The 19,201-nt window shown below is 59.7% G+C and carries 14 protein-coding genes; 7 read left to right on the top strand and 7 right to left on the bottom strand.

Features of this window, described 5'->3' with window-relative positions; all coding sequences use genetic code 11:
• Positions 1 to 88: 88 nt before the first annotated feature.
• Complete coding sequence (locus tag H7K56_RS01255; protein ID WP_058774676.1) at positions 89 to 868, top strand: alpha/beta hydrolase; 780 nt, start codon at positions 89 to 91, stop codon at positions 866 to 868.
• Positions 869 to 953: 85 nt separating this feature from the next.
• Here the strand turns inward: H7K56_RS01255 and H7K56_RS01250 are convergent, their stop codons facing one another.
• Positions 954 to 1,484: a GNAT family N-acetyltransferase gene (locus H7K56_RS01250; protein WP_058769804.1), complete on the bottom strand. Its 531-nt coding sequence runs from the start codon at positions 1,482 to 1,484 to the stop codon at positions 954 to 956.
• Positions 1,485 to 1,759: 275 nt separating this feature from the next.
• Here H7K56_RS01250 and H7K56_RS01245 point away from each other — a divergent pair, with 275 nt between their 5' ends.
• Positions 1,760 to 3,187, top strand: a complete 1,428-nt coding sequence (locus H7K56_RS01245; RefSeq protein WP_021506030.1) for a purine-cytosine permease family protein — start codon at positions 1,760 to 1,762, stop codon at positions 3,185 to 3,187.
• Between the two features lie 127 nt (positions 3,188 to 3,314).
• Positions 3,315 to 7,898, top strand: a complete 4,584-nt coding sequence (locus tag H7K56_RS01240) for an ATP-dependent helicase (RefSeq protein WP_375140403.1) — start codon at positions 3,315 to 3,317, stop codon at positions 7,896 to 7,898.
• Here the strand turns inward: H7K56_RS01240 and H7K56_RS01235 are convergent.
• The 5 genes from H7K56_RS01235 to H7K56_RS01215 all read right to left on the bottom strand — a co-directional run bounded on the left by H7K56_RS01235 (position 7,895) and on the right by H7K56_RS01215 (position 14,519).
• Positions 7,895 to 9,991, bottom strand: a complete 2,097-nt coding sequence (locus H7K56_RS01235; RefSeq protein WP_058774673.1) for an FUSC family protein — start codon at positions 9,989 to 9,991, stop codon at positions 7,895 to 7,897. The genes H7K56_RS01240 and H7K56_RS01235 overlap by 4 nt on opposite strands.
• 322 nt (positions 9,992 to 10,313) lie before the next feature.
• On the bottom strand, positions 10,314 to 11,429 hold the full coding sequence (locus H7K56_RS01230) for a lactonase family protein (protein ID WP_150361876.1): 1,116 nt from the start codon (positions 11,427 to 11,429) through the stop codon (positions 10,314 to 10,316).
• Positions 11,430 to 11,749: 320 nt separating this feature from the next.
• Positions 11,750 to 13,024, bottom strand: a complete 1,275-nt coding sequence (locus tag H7K56_RS01225; protein ID WP_150361875.1) for an MFS transporter — start codon at positions 13,022 to 13,024, stop codon at positions 11,750 to 11,752.
• Complete coding sequence (locus H7K56_RS01220) at positions 12,999 to 14,069, bottom strand: amidohydrolase family protein (protein WP_150361874.1); 1,071 nt, start codon at positions 14,067 to 14,069, stop codon at positions 12,999 to 13,001. Before H7K56_RS01220 ends, H7K56_RS01225 begins: the two co-directional genes overlap by 26 nt.
• Before the next feature lie 267 nt (positions 14,070 to 14,336).
• The gene (locus H7K56_RS01215; RefSeq protein WP_150361873.1) at positions 14,337 to 14,519 is read right to left on the bottom strand and encodes a DUF1289 domain-containing protein; all 183 of its coding nucleotides are present in this window, start codon (positions 14,517 to 14,519) and stop codon (positions 14,337 to 14,339) included.
• A 121-nt stretch (positions 14,520 to 14,640) separates the two neighbouring features.
• Here H7K56_RS01215 and H7K56_RS01210 point away from each other — a divergent pair, with 121 nt between their 5' ends.
• The 4 genes from H7K56_RS01210 (at position 14,641) to H7K56_RS01195 (ending at position 17,835) form a co-directional block, all read left to right on the top strand.
• Entirely contained in the window at positions 14,641 to 14,916 is a 276-nt protein-coding gene (locus tag H7K56_RS01210; protein ID WP_150361872.1) for a metal/formaldehyde-sensitive transcriptional repressor, read from the top strand.
• A gap of 46 nt (positions 14,917 to 14,962) precedes the next feature.
• A complete protein-coding gene (locus H7K56_RS01205) occupies positions 14,963 to 15,313 on the top strand; it encodes a DUF3147 family protein (protein ID WP_021506022.1) in 351 nt (116 codons plus the stop codon).
• A gap of 83 nt (positions 15,314 to 15,396) precedes the next feature.
• Positions 15,397 to 16,422 carry an NADPH-dependent curcumin/dihydrocurcumin reductase gene (gene curA / locus H7K56_RS01200; protein ID WP_058758571.1) on the top strand — a complete coding sequence of 342 codons (1,026 nt, stop codon included), beginning with the start codon at positions 15,397 to 15,399 and terminating at the stop codon, positions 16,420 to 16,422.
• Between the two features lie 150 nt (positions 16,423 to 16,572).
• Positions 16,573 to 17,835: an SfnB family sulfur acquisition oxidoreductase gene (locus H7K56_RS01195; protein WP_150361871.1), complete on the top strand. Its 1,263-nt coding sequence runs from the start codon at positions 16,573 to 16,575 to the stop codon at positions 17,833 to 17,835.
• Here the strand turns inward: H7K56_RS01195 and H7K56_RS01190 are convergent.
• Positions 17,832 to 19,196 (bottom strand): LLM class flavin-dependent oxidoreductase, encoded by a 1,365-nt coding sequence (locus H7K56_RS01190; protein WP_150361870.1) that lies wholly within the window; start codon positions 19,194 to 19,196, stop codon positions 17,832 to 17,834. The two genes, H7K56_RS01195 and H7K56_RS01190, sit on opposite strands and share 4 nt — an antisense overlap.
• Between the last annotated feature and the right edge of the window lie 5 nt (positions 19,197 to 19,201).

The raw sequence follows: 19,201 nt of genomic DNA, 5'->3' as shown, positions 1-19,201 counted from the left end.
CATTTTTTTGTCATTTCCACGTCAGCGGAATTTTGGTCCCCGGCGCTTACAGTGGTGCATGAACCCCGATTAATTATGAGGACCGATCATGACATTACGCAAAATCACGGCGCTGACGGCGCTGGTAATCTCTGCCCTGAGTGCCGGACTGGCGCACGCCGACAGCGCTGCCGCGCCGCAGGAAGTAAAAAATATTGTGCTGGTCCATGGCCTGTACGCTGATGGCTCCAGCTGGGGCAAAGTCATCCCACTGTTGCAGGCGAAAGGTCTGCACGTCACCGCGGTACAAAACCCAACGACGTCGCTGAATGATGACGTGGCGGCGGTGAAACGCGCGCTGGCACAGCAGAACGGACCGGTGATTCTGGTTGCGCACTCTTATGGCGGCATGGTTATCAGCCAGGCGGGCGATGAACCTGAAGTGAAGGGGCTGGTGTACATCGCGGCGCGCGCGCCGGAGGCCGGTGAAGATTATCCGGCGCTCACCAAAAAGTTCCCTGCAGCACCGGTTGCCGCTGGCCTGAAGTGGCGTGACGACGGTTTTGGCGCGCTCAGTGAACAGGCGTTTATCCACGACTTTGCCGGCGATCTGCCAGAAAGCGAAGCGCGGGCTTATTACGCCGTTCAGCAGCCGATGGGTAAAGCCATTACCCAGGCGAAAACCAGCGTGGCGGCCTGGCATAGCAAACCGAGCTGGTATGCGGTGTCTACGGAGGATCACACTATCAATCCGGATCTGCAGCGCTTTATGGCGAAACGCATGCATGCGCAGACCATCGAACTCAAGGCCAGCCATGTGTCGCTGATTTCCCAGCCGCAGGCGGTGGCAAATCTGATCATGAAAGCCGCGCACGTACCAGGGTATTGAGCGCACCCTTACCGGGTGCATGTTTGATAGCGGCGCAATTTATTGCGTGATAAATCGCGCCGCTACCAGAGGTGCGCGCCCTGCCTCATGAATGCGCTGGGGCACTCTTCATATCCAGTTCATAAACCACACAGGGCTGGTCGTAATGCTGCTCGATACCGCGATAGCGCATACCCAGCCGCTGCATCACCCGATGGGATGCAAGGTTTTCCGGATGTGCCACCGCCACCAGATAATCCACGCCAATCTGCCCGGTAGCAAACTGCACAATCGCCGTGGCGGCTTCGGTGGCATATCCTTTCCCCTGACTGCTGCGCAACAGTCGCCAGCCAATTTCCAGCGGCGCCTGTTCCTGATGGGCCAGATGCTGCAGACAAGCCGCTCCGACGATGTCATCGCTGCTCTTCTCGCGCAGCGCCCACCAGGAAAAACCATAGCGCTGCCAGCGTTGCTGCACGCGCTCAATGGTCGCCAGCGTCTCGTCCTCGCTCTTCACCTGTCCCTCATTGATATAACGCATGATTTCCGGGTCATCATCCATCGCGCGCAAGCCGGCGAGGTGGCTTAGCGCAAAGGGTTCCAGTCGTAAGCGTTCTGTTTCAATCACTGCCTGCATGATTCCCTCCCCGGGTTGTCCTGATCGCCACAGTTAGTGGGTCTGTAGTTAGCGCATCATCGCCTTTGTGCGCGTCCGTTACCGGCCAGGCTCCTGACATTAACGGACAACATTGCCAGCGTCATCACAATTTCCAATGACCGGTCAGCTTGTAACCTCATCAACCTCGTGACAATATCGCTACATGTATATACATGTATGTTTCGTGACATTTACCACTGACTAACAAGAAAAATCAATGACTAACCACCTTTAGCCGTTCCAGCGAGGAAACTATGTCCGCTCAGATACCTGCCGCAGATTATTCAGGTGCAGAGAAACAGCGCCTGTCAGAAACACGTTCCATTGATTACATCCCGCTCAGCGAGCGTCACGGGCATCCGTTCAGCCAGTTCACGTTGTGGTTTGGTGGCAATTTGCAGATTACCGCCATTGTTACCGGTGCGCTGGCGGTGGTGCTGGGTGGCGATGTTGTGTGGTCGATTGTCGGTCTACTGGTGGGACAGATCGTCGGCGCGGCCATCATGTCGCTGCACGCGATTCAGGGCCCGCGACTTGGCCTGCCGCAGATGATCACCAGCCGTATGCAGTTTGGCGTGTTTGGCGCGGTGATCCCGCTGGTGCTGGTGTGCATTATGTATGTGGGCTTCTCGGCCAGCGGCACGGTACTGGCCGGCCAGGCGCTGGCGAAGCTGGTCAACGTCAGCAATGCAGCCGGCATGATCATCTTCAGCGCCATCATCATTGTGATTGCGGTGCTCGGCTATCGGGTGATTCATAAACTCGGCAAAGTGGCTAGCGTCATAGGCGTGCTGGCCTTTGTTTACCTGTTCATCACCCTGCTCTCCAGCCACGATTTAGCGGCCGTCTGGCAAAATCAGCACTTCAGCGTTGCCAGTTTTCTGCTGGCGGTATCGCTCTCCTCGTCATGGCAGATTGCGTTTTGCCCTTATGTGTCGGACTACTCGCGCTATCTGCCGGTGGATGTCTCTGCGAAAAAGCTGTTCAGTTCGGTGTTTTTTGGCACCGTGCTGGGCACGCAGGCATCCATGACGCTGGGCGTCATTGTAGCAGCGATTGCGGGTAAAGCGTTCTCCGGTAATGAAGTGGGCTATATCGTCGGGCTGGGCAGCAGCGCCACCATGGCGATGGTTATCTACTTCGCCATCTGTTTTGGCAAAATCACCTTCACCACGCTCAATGCCTACGGCAGCTTTATGTCGCTGACCACCATTGTGTCCGGTTTTCGCCAGCAAACCGCGATCAGCCGTGGCGGACGTATCCTGTTTGTAGTGCTGATGGTGACGCTCTCCTGCATCATTGCGCTGCTCAGCGAACCGGCGTTTCTCAAATCATTTACCCACTTCCTGCTGTTCCTGCTGGCCTTTTTTGTGCCGTGGAGCGCCATCAGCCTGACGGATTTTTATCTGATTACCAAAGGGAAAGTCGATGTGCCCGCGCTGTCGCAACCGGATGGCCGCTACGGTCGCTGGAACTGGGCCGGCATTATCATCTACTTCCTCGGGGTGCTGGTACAGCTGCCGTTCATTGATAACCCGCTGCATCATGGTTCCCTGACGTGGATTTTTGCCGGCAATGATGTGTCATGGATCATCGGCTGGTTTGTTACCGCATTGCTGTGGCTGGCCGCACGTCGCTTTGATCGACGCGGGAAACTGGCCGACTCGGTTTACCCTCAGTGACGTTGTCACATATTATTGCTGCGGCGCGTGTTTTCGCGCCGCCCTCATCGGCAATATCCTGATAATGCCGTAAACGCTGCGGCACGCTACACTGCTGATCGCCCTTTCGAGAATGCAGGAGTCATGGATGCCAGCCTCAGCGCTTTCACTGTTCACCCCGGCCACGCAACAGTGGTTTCGCCGCACTTTCCCGGCGGCGACCCCCGTACAACAGGAAGCCTGGCGCGCCATCGCCAGCGGACAACACTGCCTGGTGATTGCCCCGACCGGCTCCGGCAAAACGCTGGCGGCATTTCTGCATGCGATCGACGCGCTGTTTCGCGAGCGCAGCCGGGACGAACCCGTAACGCGCAGTCATAAGACGCGCATTCTGTATATTTCACCGGTTAAAGCGCTTGCGGCTGACGTGCAGCGTAACCTGGCGCTACCGCTGGCGGGCGTTGCTGCTGAGCGCACGGAATTGGGTGAGGCGGAAATCACGCTGGAGGTCGGCATGCGCTCCGGCGACACGCTCAGCGCCGAACGGGCAAAGCTGCAGCGCCGGCCGCCGGACATCCTGATTACTACCCCGGAATCGCTTTTCCTGCTGCTGACGTCAAAAGCCCGCGAAACGCTGCGTGGCATCTCGACCGTGATTATTGACGAAGTGCACGCGGTGGCCGGAAGTAAACGCGGCGCCCATCTGGCGCTCAGCCTGGAACGGCTCGATGTATTGCTGGCGCAGCCTGCTCAGCGCATTGGCCTGTCGGCCACCGTGCGACCGCCAGAAGCGGTGGCAGCTTTTCTCGGTGGCGCGGGCGCTACGCGCATCGTCAACCCGCCGGCGCAGCGGCCGCTGCAGCTGACAATTACTGTGCCGGTAGAGGACATGACGGATATCCAGCAGCGTCCCGATGCGCGCGCCGCGCAGGAGAGCAGCCTCGCCGCCGGTTCCATCTGGCCGCATATTGAAGCCGGCATCCTAGATGAGGTATTGCGCCATCGCGCGACTTTGGTGTTTACCAATTCGCGTGGGCTGGCGGAGAAACTCACCGCACGGCTCAACGAACTGTATGCGCGACGCGCCGCGCCAGAGCATGGCGTAGCAGAGCCAGCCCTCGCCTATGGCTCTTTTAGCGGTGGAACCGAAAAACGCGCCACGCCTGCTGAAGCGTATATTGCCCGTTCGCATCATGGCTCGGTGTCGAAAGAGCAGCGGCTGGAGATTGAGAACGCCCTGAAAGCCGGCGAGCTGCGCTGCGTGGTGGCGACATCCAGTCTTGAACTGGGAATTGACATGGGTGATATCGATCTGGTGATTCAGGTCGGGGCACCGCCTTCGGTGGCCAGCGCGCTACAGCGTATTGGCCGGGCCGGCCACCAGGTCGGCGGTACGCCGAAAGGCATTATCTGGCCGCGCACGCGCCGCGATCTGGTTGATGCGGCCGTGACGGTGGACGCGATGCTGGCAGGCGAACTGGATGCTATCGCTTTGCCACACAATCCGCTCGATATTCTCGCCCAGCATACGGTGGCGGCGGCGGCCATGGACACCCTGTCAATCGAGGCGTGGTATCAACAGGTACGCCGTGCCGATCCGTTCAAAACGTTACCGCGTAACGCCTTCGATGCGGTGCTGGACATGCTGTCTGGCCGCTACCCTTCGGACGAGTTTGCTAACCTGCGCCCGCGCATCATCTGGGATCGACAACAGCAAACCTTAAGCGGTCGCCCGGGCGCGCAGCATCTGGCCGTCACCAGCGGTGGCACCATTCCGGACCGCGGGATGTTCAGTGTGATGCTGCCGGAGGGCGAAGAACAGTCCGGTGCGCGCCGGGTCGGCGAACTGGATGAGGAGATGGTGTATGAGTCGCGAATTAACGACATCATCACGCTTGGCGCCACCTCGTGGCGCATCCAGCAAATTACGCACGATCAGGTGGTAGTGGTGCCGGCACCCGGTCGCTCGGCGCGCCTGCCCTTCTGGCACGGCGACAGTCTCGGGCGTTCGGCGACACTCGGCGAAGCCATTGGCCGCTATTTGCGACATGCCGCCAGCGGAGTGTTGCCCGGCAGCGACAACCTTGACGCCAATGCCCGACACAACATTCGTGCGCTCATCGACGAACAGTTTGCCGCCACAGGCCTGGTGCCTGACGATCGCAATTTGCTGATTGAGCGCTGTCGCGATGAAACCGGCGACTGGCGCGTGATTTTGCATTCCCCTTATGGTCAGCGCGTGCATGCGCCGTGGGCGCTGGCCATCGCTGAGCGGATTGGCCGCCAGATGGGGCTCGATCCGGCCGTGGTCGCCAGCGATGATGGGATTGTCGCGCGCTTCCCTGACAGCGAAGGCCGGGTGCCAGGCGCTGAACTGTTTTTGTTTGCGCCGGACGAACTCCAGCGACAGGTGACGGCTGCGGTGGGACAGTCTGCGCTGTTTGCCGCCCGCTTCCGCGAATGCGCCGCGCGCGCCCTGCTGCTGCCGCGCCGCAATCCCGGTAAACGTTCTCCGCTGTGGCAGCAGCGGCTGCGTGCCGGGCAGCTGCTGGAAGTGGCGCGGCAGTTCGACGATTTCCCGATTTTGATCGAAACCGCGCGTGAATGTCTGCAGGACGTGTATGACCTGCCGGCACTGCATCAGCTGATGGCACGGATACAACAGGGCGAGGTTAAGCTGACTGAAGTTACCACCGATACGCCCTCGCCGTTTGCTGCGCCGCTGCTGTTTGGCTATGTCGCCGAATTCATGTATGCCAGCGATGCGCCGCAGGCGGAACGGCGCGCCTCAATGCTGGCGCTCGACAGCACGCTGCTGAGCGATCTGCTGGGCCAGGTTGAGATGCACGAGCTGCTGGCGCCCGAGGTGGTGGTACGCGTTGAGCAGGAGCTTCAGCGCACCGTTTCCGATTATCAGGCCAGCACTCAGGAAGCCGTGGTTGATCTGCTGCGCGAGCTGGGGCCGCTCACTGTGCCGGAAATCACGGCGCGCTACAACGGCGAGGCGGCGCTGATGCCGCTGCTAACCACGCTGCAACAGGCGCAACGCATCATTCAGGTTACGATTGCGGCAGAGGCGCGCTGGGCTGTCGCCGAAGATGGCGTGCGGCTGCGCGACGCGCTGGGCACGGCGCTGCCAGCTGATCTGCCCGCCGGGCTGCTCGCGCCGGTGGCCCGTCCGCTGCATGACTTACTTAATCGCTATCTGCGCACCCACGCTGTCGCCACCAGTCTGCAAATCGCTGTCCGCTTTGGCCTGGGCCGGGTCGTGGTCGACGACACGCTGGAAGAGCTGCGTCAGCAGCAACGCGTACTGAAAGGCGATTTCCTCTCGCCTGCGGTCGATGCGTCAACGCAGTGGGTAGCGGAAAGCGTATTTCGTCGTTTGCGCGTGCGATCGCTGCAGGCGGCGCGTGAGGCCACCCGACCGGTCGAAGCGCCGGCGTACGTGGCTTTTCTGCTTGAGCGCCAGGGATTGCTGAGCGACGTCGCGGCATCTGCGGCACAGGGCGCCTTTGCCGGTATCAACGGCGTGGTGCGGGTGATTGAACAGCTGGCTGGCGTGGCGCTGCCGGTTTCGCTGTGGGAAAGCCAGATTTTGCCGGCGCGGGTGCGTGATTATCAGCCAGCGATGCTGGATGAGCTGCTCTCTTCCGGTGAAGTCATCTGGAGTGGCCAGCGGGCACCTGGCGCACAGGAGGGACTGGTCTCCCTGCACCTGAGCGAGTTTGCCAGTGAAACGTTACCGTTGCCTGATGAGGGTAATAATGTGACATTGTCACCTTTGCAGCACGCGATTCTGGCGCAGTTACAGGACGGCGGCGGCTGGTTCGCCCGCGAGCTGCTGCCGCGCGTGATGGCGCAGCCTGAACAATCTGTCGATCCCGGCGAAGTCTTTGCCGCGATGTGGGAACTGGTATGGCGCGGCTATCTGACCATGGATACCTGGGCCGCGCTGCGCCAGCTCAGCACCACCAGCCACACGCCGCGTCCACGCCCGGCCCGTCCTGCGCGCAGTCGCCACAGTCGGGCCAGTTTCGCGGCCAGCCGCAGTGCTGCTGCGCAGCCCTCGCTCAACAGCATGGCCGGACGCTGGTCGCTGATTGTGCGGCAGCCGCTGGCCGATACCGAGCGCGCCCTGGCGCTGACTGAAAATATGCTCGACCGCTTTGGCGTGATCACGCGCGGTGCCGCCGTGGCAGAGCAGATTCCCGGTGGCTTTCCGGCGCTGCAGCCGCTCTTGCGCGGTATGGAGGATGCCGGACGGCTGCTACGCGGCCGCTTTGTTGCTGGCATGGGTGGCGCGCAGTTTGCTGAAAATCCGGCCATCGATCGGCTGCGCCAGCTCGGCAGTGCGCAGGCCACGCATCCGCCGGTGGCGCTGGCAGTGCTGGATCCCGCCAATCCCTTTGGCGTGCAGCTGGCGTGGCCGCTCAGCGTCGGTGGCGTGCGGCCTACCCGCCGCAGCGGCGCACTGGTGGTGATTGGCAATGGGTGCGTTATGCTGTGGCTGCCGCCGGGTGGTAAAGAGCTGTTAACTTTTGGCGACATTAGTGAGGAGCAACGCCAGGCCGCGATCGTGGCGCTGGGCCAGGCCTTACGCCGGGAGAAGACCCACAGCTTCATTCTCGAACGGGTGGACGATCAGCCGGCCAGCCAGTCATCACTGCTACCGGCCCTGAAAGCCATCGGCTTTTCCCGCGTGCCGAAAGGTTACAGCTGGTATGGCTAAGCCTGCAGGCGGTAACGATGCTGCTGCAGGCGTTCGGCCTGACGCGGCGTGGCCACCGGCCAGCTAAGTTGCGGAAACAGGTATAACCGGATGCTGAACAGATGAAACAGCGGCAGCAGCAGCGCCTCGTCACGCTGCGCCAGCTGTTCCAGCTGCATCAGCAGCACATCGAGCTCCTCCTGCAAATCCTCATGCGGCGGCGTCTGCAGCGACTTCAGCCTGCGCTTAAGAAACAGTCCCAGCTCGTGAAACATCTGCCCGCTGTCCAGCTGATAACGGCTCAGCAGCGCCTGATGGCGCGCGTAGTAGTCAAAGCTATTAACCCCCAGCCACACCTCGGTCAGCAGCATTCCTGCCGGCGCCATATCGGACTGCGGATCAAGGTGCAGGCGTGGCAGCACCACGTTGACCTTATCCAGCATCAGGCCAATAAAACGCTGGCGTCCCAGCAGCGATGAGCCGTTGCGCTCAATCTCCTTGATAAAGCGCAGCAGTTCACGCAGGCCGTGACGCACGGCACGGCGCGCGGTCCACGATGGCCGCTTGTTGCGCATCAGCGCGGTCAGGATCACCGCAAACAGCACGCCGGCCATTGAAGCAATCGCGTTATTCACCAGCAGCACCAGATCGGGTTTCAGATGATGCCCGAGCCCGATAAAGCCGGGGATCTGAATCGCCACGCTCAGACCGATCATGTTGCTGGCCGGTCGCGCAATCATCAGCCCGAGTAGCAGCAAACCCGGAGCCAGACAGAGGATCAGCGCCTCGAACGAGGTTGCCTGCGGCAGCAGCAGCGCGACATAAATCACGCTGATAAAGATCGCCACGATCACCCCACGAATAAACAGCTTCATTGAGGTCAGCGGCGTATCGAGGCTGGCGAAGAAGGAGCTGAGAATCGCGGCCATCACTGGCGCTGATGCCCCGTCGCGCCAGCCGGTCGCCATCCATAGCAGGCAGGAACCAAAGGTGGCGCAAAATGCCGTCAGCGCCGACAGCCGAATCAGCCCTTTGTCGAAAAAGCGATGCGTGCGTTTGCCGCGCGCCAGCGTGGTGTCGCCTGACAGATCGCTTACCAGCCCGCCCACGCTCTGGTAAGCCCCGGCGATACGCACAAAATCCACCAGCCGCTCAAGCAGGCCGGTAAACAGCAGACAGTGTTCGGTAGACAATTCGCCGTTGCGCCACGCTGCATTCAGCCGATCCTGACAAAGGCTCAGTTCCAGCTGAATACCAATGACATCGCCCACCGCTTCGCCATCATTCAGCCACAGCAGGAACTGCTGCAGGGTCTGCTCAACCCAGGCAGGAAAAGCAATCTGGCGCGCCGCCAGCCGCTGCAGCCGCATCTCAATCGCCGTCAGCGTGGGGATTAAGTATGAAAGATGCTGATACTGCGTGCTGACCAGGCGAATCAGACGCCGGGCCGCGTCGCCCTCGTACACGCAATGAGTAATCAGGATCTCGACCTGCTGCGGATTAGTGGCCATGCGGGTCAGGATTTCGTCGCGTTCTGGCGATCGGTCAGCGGAAATACCAGAGAGTAAATCGCGGCACAGCTTGCGCCCGTTGAGATACCACTGGCTGACGCTCTGCTCCAGCAGACTGCGCATCGAGACCGGAAACAACAGCGCGTGCACCAGGCTGCTACACACAATGCCTAAAGTAATTTCCTCAATGCGCGACAGCACGGTGCTGGTGATACCGAGCGGCGTCGTCACTTCCGGGAAACCCATAATCGCGGCGCTGTAGCCCGCCAGCATAAAAACATAGCTTTTCGGTGTGCGGTCGTGCAGCGACAGATAGAGACACAGGCTCACCCACAGTGAGATACACAGGCTGAACAGCAGCGGATGCGCCACGGTGAGCGGAAAGATAAAAAAGATGAAGACGCCACCGAGCAGCGTGCCGAGCAGGCGGAACAGCGATTTGGAGATGGTGGATGCCGAATAAAGCTGCGATGCCACAAACACCGTGGTCAGCGCCCAGGCGGGACGATCAACATTCAGTTCAAGAGCCAGATACAATGCCAGAAAGGCGGCCAGACAGGTTTTTACAGCAAAAAAAACGGCGTTTTTCGAAAACCACTGCATGTCACGGAGACCAGAAGGCGCTAAGTGCGGCGTATCCTGCCAGAATCTGGCGGGCGCTCATCCCGATAACTACGACAAATTGTTTCGTAATCGAAAACGGTGTTCATACGCGCCTGACATCAGGCACAGAATGCTTTAAGGAAACTAATCGAATGCAGCGATCGGCGGGTCGCCGGCGGGATATCTGCGCTGTCACTGCCGCAGAAAGCAGCAATCTGCCTTCAGCGGCAGAAATGTGTCGCAGATCACACTTTGCTGCCGGACGATGCTATCCATAAAATAATTTCGCGCAATAAGGCGCAGTTTCCTGCGCCCGATCATTTTAATAGCTGACGATGGTCACCCAGTTCGCGTCCCGGCCGGCTGGCGCCTCGCCCACCCGCTGCAACGCCCCGCTGCGCGCCTCAATCGCGTAGCTGCCAATAACCGCACTCTTCTCACCGCTCACCACCAGCCAGCGGCCATCGGCGCTGATCGCCATGCCGCGCGGCTGTTTCTCCACCGGCCAGCTGCCGATCAGCGTCAGTTTGCCATCCTGCTGGTTAACACGATAACCGCTCACGGTACTGCTGGTGCGCTCGCTGACATACAGAAAACGCCCGTCCGGCGTCAGCTGGATATCCGCTGACCAGATGCGCGGCGTGCTGTCGCTGTAACCCGGCGGCCGTTCACGCCCATGTTGCAGATGATACTGTGCCGCCACCGCGTTGGGCGTTTCCGCCACTTTCATCAGTTCGCCGCTGGTTTCGCGCCGGAACTGGGTAATGATGCCGCCCATTTCACCAATGTTGTACAGATAGCGATTATCCGGCGACAACACTGAGTGACGCGGACCGTTATCGGCGGCGGTTACTACCTCCCCCTTGCCGAGGGCGCTGAGCGTGCCGTCTGCGCCCAGCCTGAGCTGCAGCACGCGATCGGTGCCAAGATTGCCCACATAAGCGTGACGACCGCTGGCATCGATAATCACCGAATGCGCCGCATGACCGGTTTTATAGCTGCCGACCGGCGGCGTAGCGATGGTGCCGCTGGCTGTCAGGCGGTAAACCTGCACCACGTCGCCATCATAAGAGGCCCCCAGCAGAAAGCGTCCCTGACGGTCAGTGCTGATGTAGGGGTAACTGGCCGCAGCCGGCACGGTGCGCCGGTTGTTCAGCTCGCCGCTCTGCGAGTCAATCTGCCAGCTCGCCAGCTGCAGCGGTTTACTGCGAATCGCCGCGTACAGCGTTTTGTGATCCGCACTGAGCGCCATCGGCATCACTTTGCCCCCGGCCTCAGTGTGGCCAAGCAGCTGCAAAGCGCCGCTGCGTGCGTCCAGCGTATAGCGCGCGATGGTGCCGTCGTCTGCGGCGGATACGTAAACAAAGGTCTGCGCCAGCAGTGGCGCGCTCACCGTCATTGCCGCCAGCAGCGTAACGGTGCGCAGGCTGTTTATCATGGTGTTCTCCTTGATGAGGGGTAATCAGACCCGGTTATACGCAGTAAAGCATGCGCCTGTTATGTGTGATTGCCCGACGTCACCTGGGCACTTCTCCAGCAAGCCATGCTAATCAGGCAATTAGCGCGCCGGCGAACCTGATGTTTTGTCCGGGTTTGTGCGCGGGCTCACCTGGCGTGGCCGCGATGTGGTGCAGGATTTTGCGGTGATGATTCTGGCTACGGTGGGTATACCACACAACTGGCTGAACACCTGACAGCGCGTCAGGTGTTCACCGTGTCACAGGTTTTAACCTGCCGATTGCGCGACAGGTGCACAGCTTACTGCAACTTCACGCCTTTGGTTTCTGGCGCTAACCAGACCACCACCATCGCGGCAAGAAAGGCGATCACCGTGGTGGCCAGCCCGGCGGTGAATCCTCCAACGCTGGCCACAAAGCCAATCAGCAGCGGCGCGATAAAGCCGCCCAGGCGCCCGCCGTTATACGCCAGCCCCATTAAAAAGCCGCGTGACTGCGTGTCGCCAATGATCTCGGCGAGAAAAGGACCGGAGCCGGCAAAAATACCGTTTACGCCAAACCCTGCCATAAAGATGGCGACCATCAGAATCAGCGGCTGAGTGGTCGCCAGATACATGCCGACCGCCACCGCACCGATAAACAGGTAGAGCAGAAACATCGGCCTGCGCCCCCACTTATCGGCCAGCAGTGAGAACACCAGGAAGCCAGCAATGGCACCTGTTTGCAGGGCCAGCACAAATTTCAGGCTGTGAAGAAAATCGAGATGCTTAACTTCACGAAGATAGGTTGGCGTCCAGGTGAATACGCCCCAGAACAGGTACTGAATGAAAAAGATAAAGGTAAATGCCAGCAGCAATCCTTTAAGGTTGATTTTGCCGGTACCTGCTGTTTTGCTCTGGCGGTGAGCGCGTTCCTGCTGGCGCGCCAGCCAGACGGGTGATTCAGGCGTGATATAAGCAATGACCATCATGATAAACACCGGCAGTGCGCCAATCATGAAAAGGTAGCGCCAGCCGCCGTTTTCCAGCCCGCCGGTCAGGGCCGTCACCAGCGCCGTCAGGCCAATCGCCAGAATCGCTCCCACCGGTAACCCCATCTGCATCAGCGCGCCACCACGTGCACGACGTTCCGGACGCCATGTTTCGGCGATCAGTGCCGCTCCTGACGTCCACATGCCGCCCATACCCAGCGCACCGCAGAATCGCAGCGCAGCAAACGCCTGAGGATTGTGGGAGAACGCCAGCAGTCCGGAGAAAAGTGAATAGATGGCGATACAGATAAAGGCCGTTCTGACGCGTCCGATCTTATCGGCAACCAGCCCAAACAGAATGCCACCAATAATCTGCCCGCCTGCCGTGGTGCTGATAAACACGCCAAGTTCCGTTTTGCTGACATCAAATACCACGCCCAGTACCGGTAGTAACAGCGAGAGCAAAAACGAGTCATAGCTTTCAAACGTCCATCCTACCCCGCCCAGCGCCAGCGTCCTTTTTTCTGCCGATGTATACGAGATCGCTGCAGCGGACGCATCCTGCGCCAGGGGAGGCGCTTCATGCAGTCTTGATTTGATATTCATCCATATTCTCCAGGGAGGATAAGCGATAGCGTGCAGCCGCGGTGCGCCAGAACAGCTGTTCTCTTTCGGTCGGCGAAGCGTGCTCAGCCAGCCTTTTACAGGCATTCCAGAATACGCCGTAGCTGAACATCCCTTTGTCGACAGGGAAGTTGCTGGCGAACATACAGCGCCCGACGCCAAATGCGTCAACCAGGGTTTCAAACTGCGGCCGCCAGGCCTGCGAAAGCGTCAGAGAGTCGGGTGGCATGGCATGCTGGGCGAAGGAGTAGCCCATGACGGTCATGCCGAAACCGCTGATTTTGATGCTCACGTTTGGCAACGCCGCCAGCGCAATGATGGCCTTTTTCCATTCATGGAAGGTGGCATCCCGTTTGCCGGCATACGGCCCGCTACCGATCGGCCCGCCGCAATGGTCCACAATAATATGCAGTTCGGGTAGCGCCCGTGCCAGCTCAGCGATTTCATCGAGTTGGGTGTGATAAACCCAGACATCCAGCGACAGTCCTTTGCGGGCCAGGCATGCGGCACCGCGCCGGAATGCGGCACTGGCCGCCAGACCGGCGGGCGGCGTCGCGGGACTGGATACCACGCGTGGGTCATCGTGCCAGGCCAGCGGATTACGCATCCCGCGTAATCGTCCCCCTGAACGTTCCGTCATGGTTTCAATCACCGGCAGCAGGTCATCGCCAGTCAGCAGGCTGGCACCGCCGACAATCGCTTCACAGCCTGCCGCCGCGCCGTAATGGCCGCTGTTAAACATTGCCGCGACGCCGCTGGCAAACTCCACCTCACCGACGGGTTTGAAGGCCTCCGGTCCGTTGCGGCGCAGCATTGAACGGCACTGAATGTAGACGGTAGAGAGTATCCGGTGGCCGGATGTTTCGATATCGTGGCTGAATTCAGGTGCCAGATAACGCCCTGACTGGCGGTCCCATAAGTGATGATGCGCATCGACCATCGGCAGGTCGGGCATCAAAGCGGGTTCACGATGCAATGCCAGCCAGTTTTCTCTGACAGGCAGATGCGGTGCGTTAACAATCTCCATAGTATCCCCTCTTAACTGCCTGATTTAAATCAGGTCTGAAACGCTGCTGGCGTGCCTCATCGCCAAAGTCATGAGTTGCACCAGATAAAACACGGTTTTACATAGTAAATTGACTATAGATTCACCGCATAACTGATAGCCAGCAAAAAGGGGATGTTAATGATGTAAATAAGATGTTAATCACAAATGTCCTGCTACACCGTCAGGTTTCAATCTTTGGCAGCAGCGTCACCCTCAATGTGTGTCGCCTCGCCCTGACGAACAAGACTACGCCTCTCGGGTTTTAAGCGCTTTCAGGCGCGCTGGAAGCGCCCGCTCTGTCGCTTTGCGATGGTAAGGCGAAAGCTTGCGCCAGCTTTGGGTTTCACCACGGGTGCGTCCGCATCCTTCGCACCAGCCGGTTTTCGTATCAAACACACAGAGATCGATGCACGGCGATTTTGCGGACATATCCAGCCTCCTGGGATTTGGATGTCAATGTCGGGGTAATCAGTTGCAGGCGGCCCGAAAGCGCCGTAAAGTGAGTTATATACTATACCCCAGTATAGAACATGATCAACCGGAGGCAGTAATGGCCCATACCCTGAGAAATCAGAAAAGCTTGCTCACCCGCATTCGACGTATAAAAGGTCAGGCGGCGTCGCTGGAAACCGCCGTCGAATCGGATGAAGAGTGCCTCAAGGTACTGCAGCAGGTCGCGGCAGTGCGCGGCGCTATTAATGGCCTGATGAGCGAATTGCTCGAAGGCCATATACGCGAACATTTGATGAACGCAGAGGCTACGCCGCAGGCGCGAAGTGAGGATCTGGAAGAGATCGTGGCGGTCATTCGTTCTTACCTGAAATAGAACCTCAGGCACGCAGTCGGCTTAATGATAATTATCGGGAACAACGATGCTCTGGCTAATCTCAAAATACGCGTTAACCGCCTTTATGGTGGTACTGATCTCAGAAGCAGCGAAACGCAGCGATCGTCTGGGCGGCCTGCTCGCCGCTTTACCGCTGGTCACCTTGCTGGTGCTTATCTGGATGAAAATAGAAGGACAAACGCAGGAAAAGATTGCCGCTCACGCATGGTATACGTTTTGGTATGTGGTGCCGACACTGCCGATGTTTATCCTGTTTCCGTTTTTTTACCAGCGCGCCGGCTTCTGGCTCACGCTGTTACTCTCCTGCGTGATTACCGTGGTGTTGTTCGCCCTCTGGGCGCTGTTGCTGAAGCGGTTTGGTATCATTCTGATGTAGGCGCAAGCCGCATCAATCATCCATTCCATGCCCGGTCATTGGCTACACTTGCTGTTTTACCCGCGCAGAAACAAGGAAATGCTATGACTCAACACGCTTCACTCAATCACGCCTGGCTGCTGGCGTCACGCCCGGACGGCGAGCCGGTGAAAGAGAACTTCCGCTTTGTCGAACAACCGCTGCCGCAGGTGCAGGCGGGACAGATGCTGCTGCGCACCCACTATCTGTCGCTCGACCCATATATGCGTGGCCGCATGGATGACAGCAAATCCTACGCGCCGCCGGCGCAACTCGACCAGCCGATGGTCGGCGGCACCGTATGCCAGGTGGCGGAATCGCAGCATCCGGATTTCAGCGCCGGCGACTGGGTACTGGCGGCCAGCGGCTGGCAGAGCTATGCCCTGTCCGATGGCACTGGCGTGACTAAAATCGGTCATCTGCCCCATCCATCCTGGGCGCTGGGTATTCTGGGTATGCCGGGCTTTACCGCCTACATGGGCCTGATGGATATCGGTCAGCCCAAAGCCGGTGAAACGCTGGTTGTCGCCGCCGCCACCGGACCGGTGGGTGCCACGGTCGGTCAGCTCGGTAAGCTGAATGGCTGCCGCGTCGTCGGCGTGGCCGGCGGTGAGGAGAAGTGCCGCTACGCGATTGACACCCTCGGTTTTTCCGCCTGTATCGATCATCATCGTGACGATTTCGCAGAACAGCTGGCGGCCGCCTGCCCGGACGGTATCGACATCTATTTTGAAAACGTCGGCGGCAAAGTATTCGATGCCGTCTTCCCGCTGCTCAACACCGCCGCGCGCGTGCCGGTGTGTGGCCTGGTGTCGGGCTACAGCAGTCGCGAACTGCCACCCGGCCCCGATCGCACGCCGCTGATCATGGGCGGGATTCTGAAACGCCGCATCCGTATGCAGGGCTTCATCATCTTCCAGGATTATGGCGATCGCTATCCGGAATTCCTGCAGGCGATGACGCCGCTGGTCGAGCAACAAAAAGTGTTGTACCGCGAACACATGGTAGAAGGGCTGGAGCATGCGCCGCAGGCGTTTATTGACATGCTGAAAGGCAAAAACTTCGGCAAAACCGTGGTGAAAGTGGCGTAGCCAGCGGTTCTCTCCCCGACTGTAAATCCGGCCTTAGTGTGCGAGCACTAAGGCTTTTTTGCGCTTTGCTTAACCGCTATTGAGATATAAGCCCTCCGCGTGCGCATGCGATGATGCCCTCCTCTATCCTCTTCTACCGGAGAAGTCATTATGTCGCTGACCTTAGCCGACTCCGCGGCGCTGCCGCGTAAAGTCAATACGCAACAGACGGAAGCACCGGTGCCATTACCGGCTGGCGCCGCGCATATCATTCGCGACGATGCGGAAGCTATCGCCGTAGCCCATCAGTTGGCGGCCAGCTTCGCGCGCGAGGCGGCACTGCGCGATCGTGAGGGCATTCTGCCCCTCAAAGAGCTGGATGCGTTCTCGCAAAGCGGCCTGTGGGCAATGGCCATCCCCAAAGCCTGGGGCGGAGCGGGCGTGTCGTGGACCACCGTGGCCAGGGTGATCGCCATCATTTCAGCTGCCGATCCGGCGCTCGGTCAGCTGCCGCAAAACCATCTGGCCGGTGTGGCCCATCTGCTGGAAGACGGTAGCGAAGCACAAAAACAGGTACTGCTGAGCGAGGTACTGGCCGGGCTGCGCTGGGGTAACGCCTTTTCGGAGAAGCATGGCCGCACGGTCGCCGATTTTCAGACGCGCTTTCGGCGTGACGGTGATGAGGTGGTGATTAACGGGGAAAAATTTTATGCCACTGGCGCGCTGCTGGCGCATCGAATCCATGCCGTGGCGCTGGACGAGCAGGACCGGGCGCATCTGATTGTGCTCGATCGCGACACGCCAGGCATCAGCGTCATTAATAACTGGTCGGCCTTTGGTCAGCGCACGACGGCCTCCGGTACCGTACTGCTGGAGAATGTCCGCGCCCCGCTGTCGCGCGTTATTCCAACCTGGCAGGCGTTTGAGCGGCCAACCGCTGCCGGGCCGATTTCACAGATCATTCAGGCGGCGGTGGATGTCGGTATTGCGCGCGGCACCATTGAAGACACCCTGCAATTTGTTCGCGAACGCTCGCGGCCGTGGATTGACAGTGGCCAGGCGCGCGCTGCCGATGACCACTTCACGCTGGCGGCAGTCGGTGATTTGAAAATCCGCCTGCACGCTGCCGAAGCGCTGCTGTGGCAGGCCGGTGCAGCGATTGACGCCGCGCTGACGCAGCCCGATGAGACCAGCGTGGCACGCGCGACCGTGGCCACCGCCGAGGCCAAAGTGCTGACGACGGAGATCGCTCTGCTTGCCGGTAACAAACTGTTTGAGCTGGCTGGCACCCGCGCCACGCTGCAGGAGTTTAATCTGGACCGCCACTGGCGCAACGCGCGCACCCATACGCTGCACGATCCGGTGCGCTGGAAGTATTACCACGTGGGTAATTATTATCTCAACGGCACGCCGCCGCGCCATGCGTGGAGCTAAGGGCGGCGGAAGCGCGTTGCCGGATGGTCAGCTGCCAGGCGCGGCTGACCCGTGAGACGTTCACGCAAGGTTAACGGCTGTGCTGGCTGAGGACGCACCCGCCCGCGCTGGCGCAGCACCGGCATGACCCAGGCAATGAAATCGTTGAAGCTGCCCGGGCTAATAGCCCAGCCCAGATTAAAGCCGTCCACGCCCGATTCTGCCGCAAACTGATCCAGCCGATCGGCAATGGTTTCGCCGCCGCCCACCAGCAACGGATGCAGACCACCGATACCGATGTAGCGTGCTGCCTCACGCAGCGTCCAGCGTTTTTGATCGTCAATTCGCGTCAGGCTGGCCAGCGCCGAACGGCAGGCGTCGGTTGCGCGAAAGGCCAGCGGCATGTCCGGATCCTCCTGCGACCAGTCGATACCGGTCCACGCCGAGAAGAGCGCCAGCGCAGCATCTTCACTGATGTATTGCTGATAATCCTCAAGTTTGGCCCGGGCGGCGGCATCATCTTCGGCCGTGATCACCGTGATGGCTGTGACAAAACGCAGCGACGCCGGATCGCGCCCTTCTGCCACGGCCAGCTGACGAATGCGCTGAATATCGCTGGCAATCGCCTGCGCGGTGACGCCACCGAGGAAAATGACTTCTGCGTTACGGGCAGCAAACTGCGCACCGCGTGCCGAAGTGCCAGCCTGAAACAGCACCGGGGTGCGCTGTGGGCTGGGCTCACTGAGATGTGCATCCGGCACCTGATACCAGCGACCATAATGCTGAATAGCGTGCACTTTTTGCGGATCGCTAGACAGGCTGTTGGCTTTATCGCGGCTAACCGCATCTTCCTCCCATGAGCCTTCCCACAGCTTCGCGGTCACATCCAGAAACTCCTGTGCGCGATCGTAACGCTCATCATGCGGCAGCTGCCGGGTCAAACCCAGATTGCGCGCCGCGGAATCAAGCATGGAAGTCACCACGTTCCAGGCGATACGCCCGCGGGTGAGATGATCAAGCGTCGTGAACTTGCGCGCCAGCAAATAAGGATGTTCGTACGTGGCAGAGACCGTAATACCGAAACCGAGGTGCTGCGTGACGGCTGCCATGGCTGAGACCAGCAGCAGCGGATCGTTCACCGGCATCTGAGCGGCCAGGCGCAACGCCGCGTCCGGCTTGCCCTGCCATACATCCAATTGTCCCAGCGCATCAGCAATAAACAGCGCATCAAAACCTGCGGTATCAAGCTGCCGCGCGAGGGTCGTCCAGTAATCCAGCTCGGTATAGCGGTGCGCCTGATCCTGGGGATGTCGCCACAATCCGGCAGAGAGATGACCAGGGACATTCATCATGAACGCAAACAGCAAAAACGGTGAAGGCATCCGTT

Source organism: Pantoea dispersa (assembly GCF_014155765.1).
In the GTDB taxonomy this organism is placed as follows: Bacteria; Pseudomonadota; Gammaproteobacteria; order Enterobacterales; family Enterobacteriaceae; genus Pantoea; species Pantoea dispersa.
The sequence above is the reverse complement of the archived record's forward strand: the minus strand, read 5'-3'. Positions and strand labels throughout refer to the sequence as shown.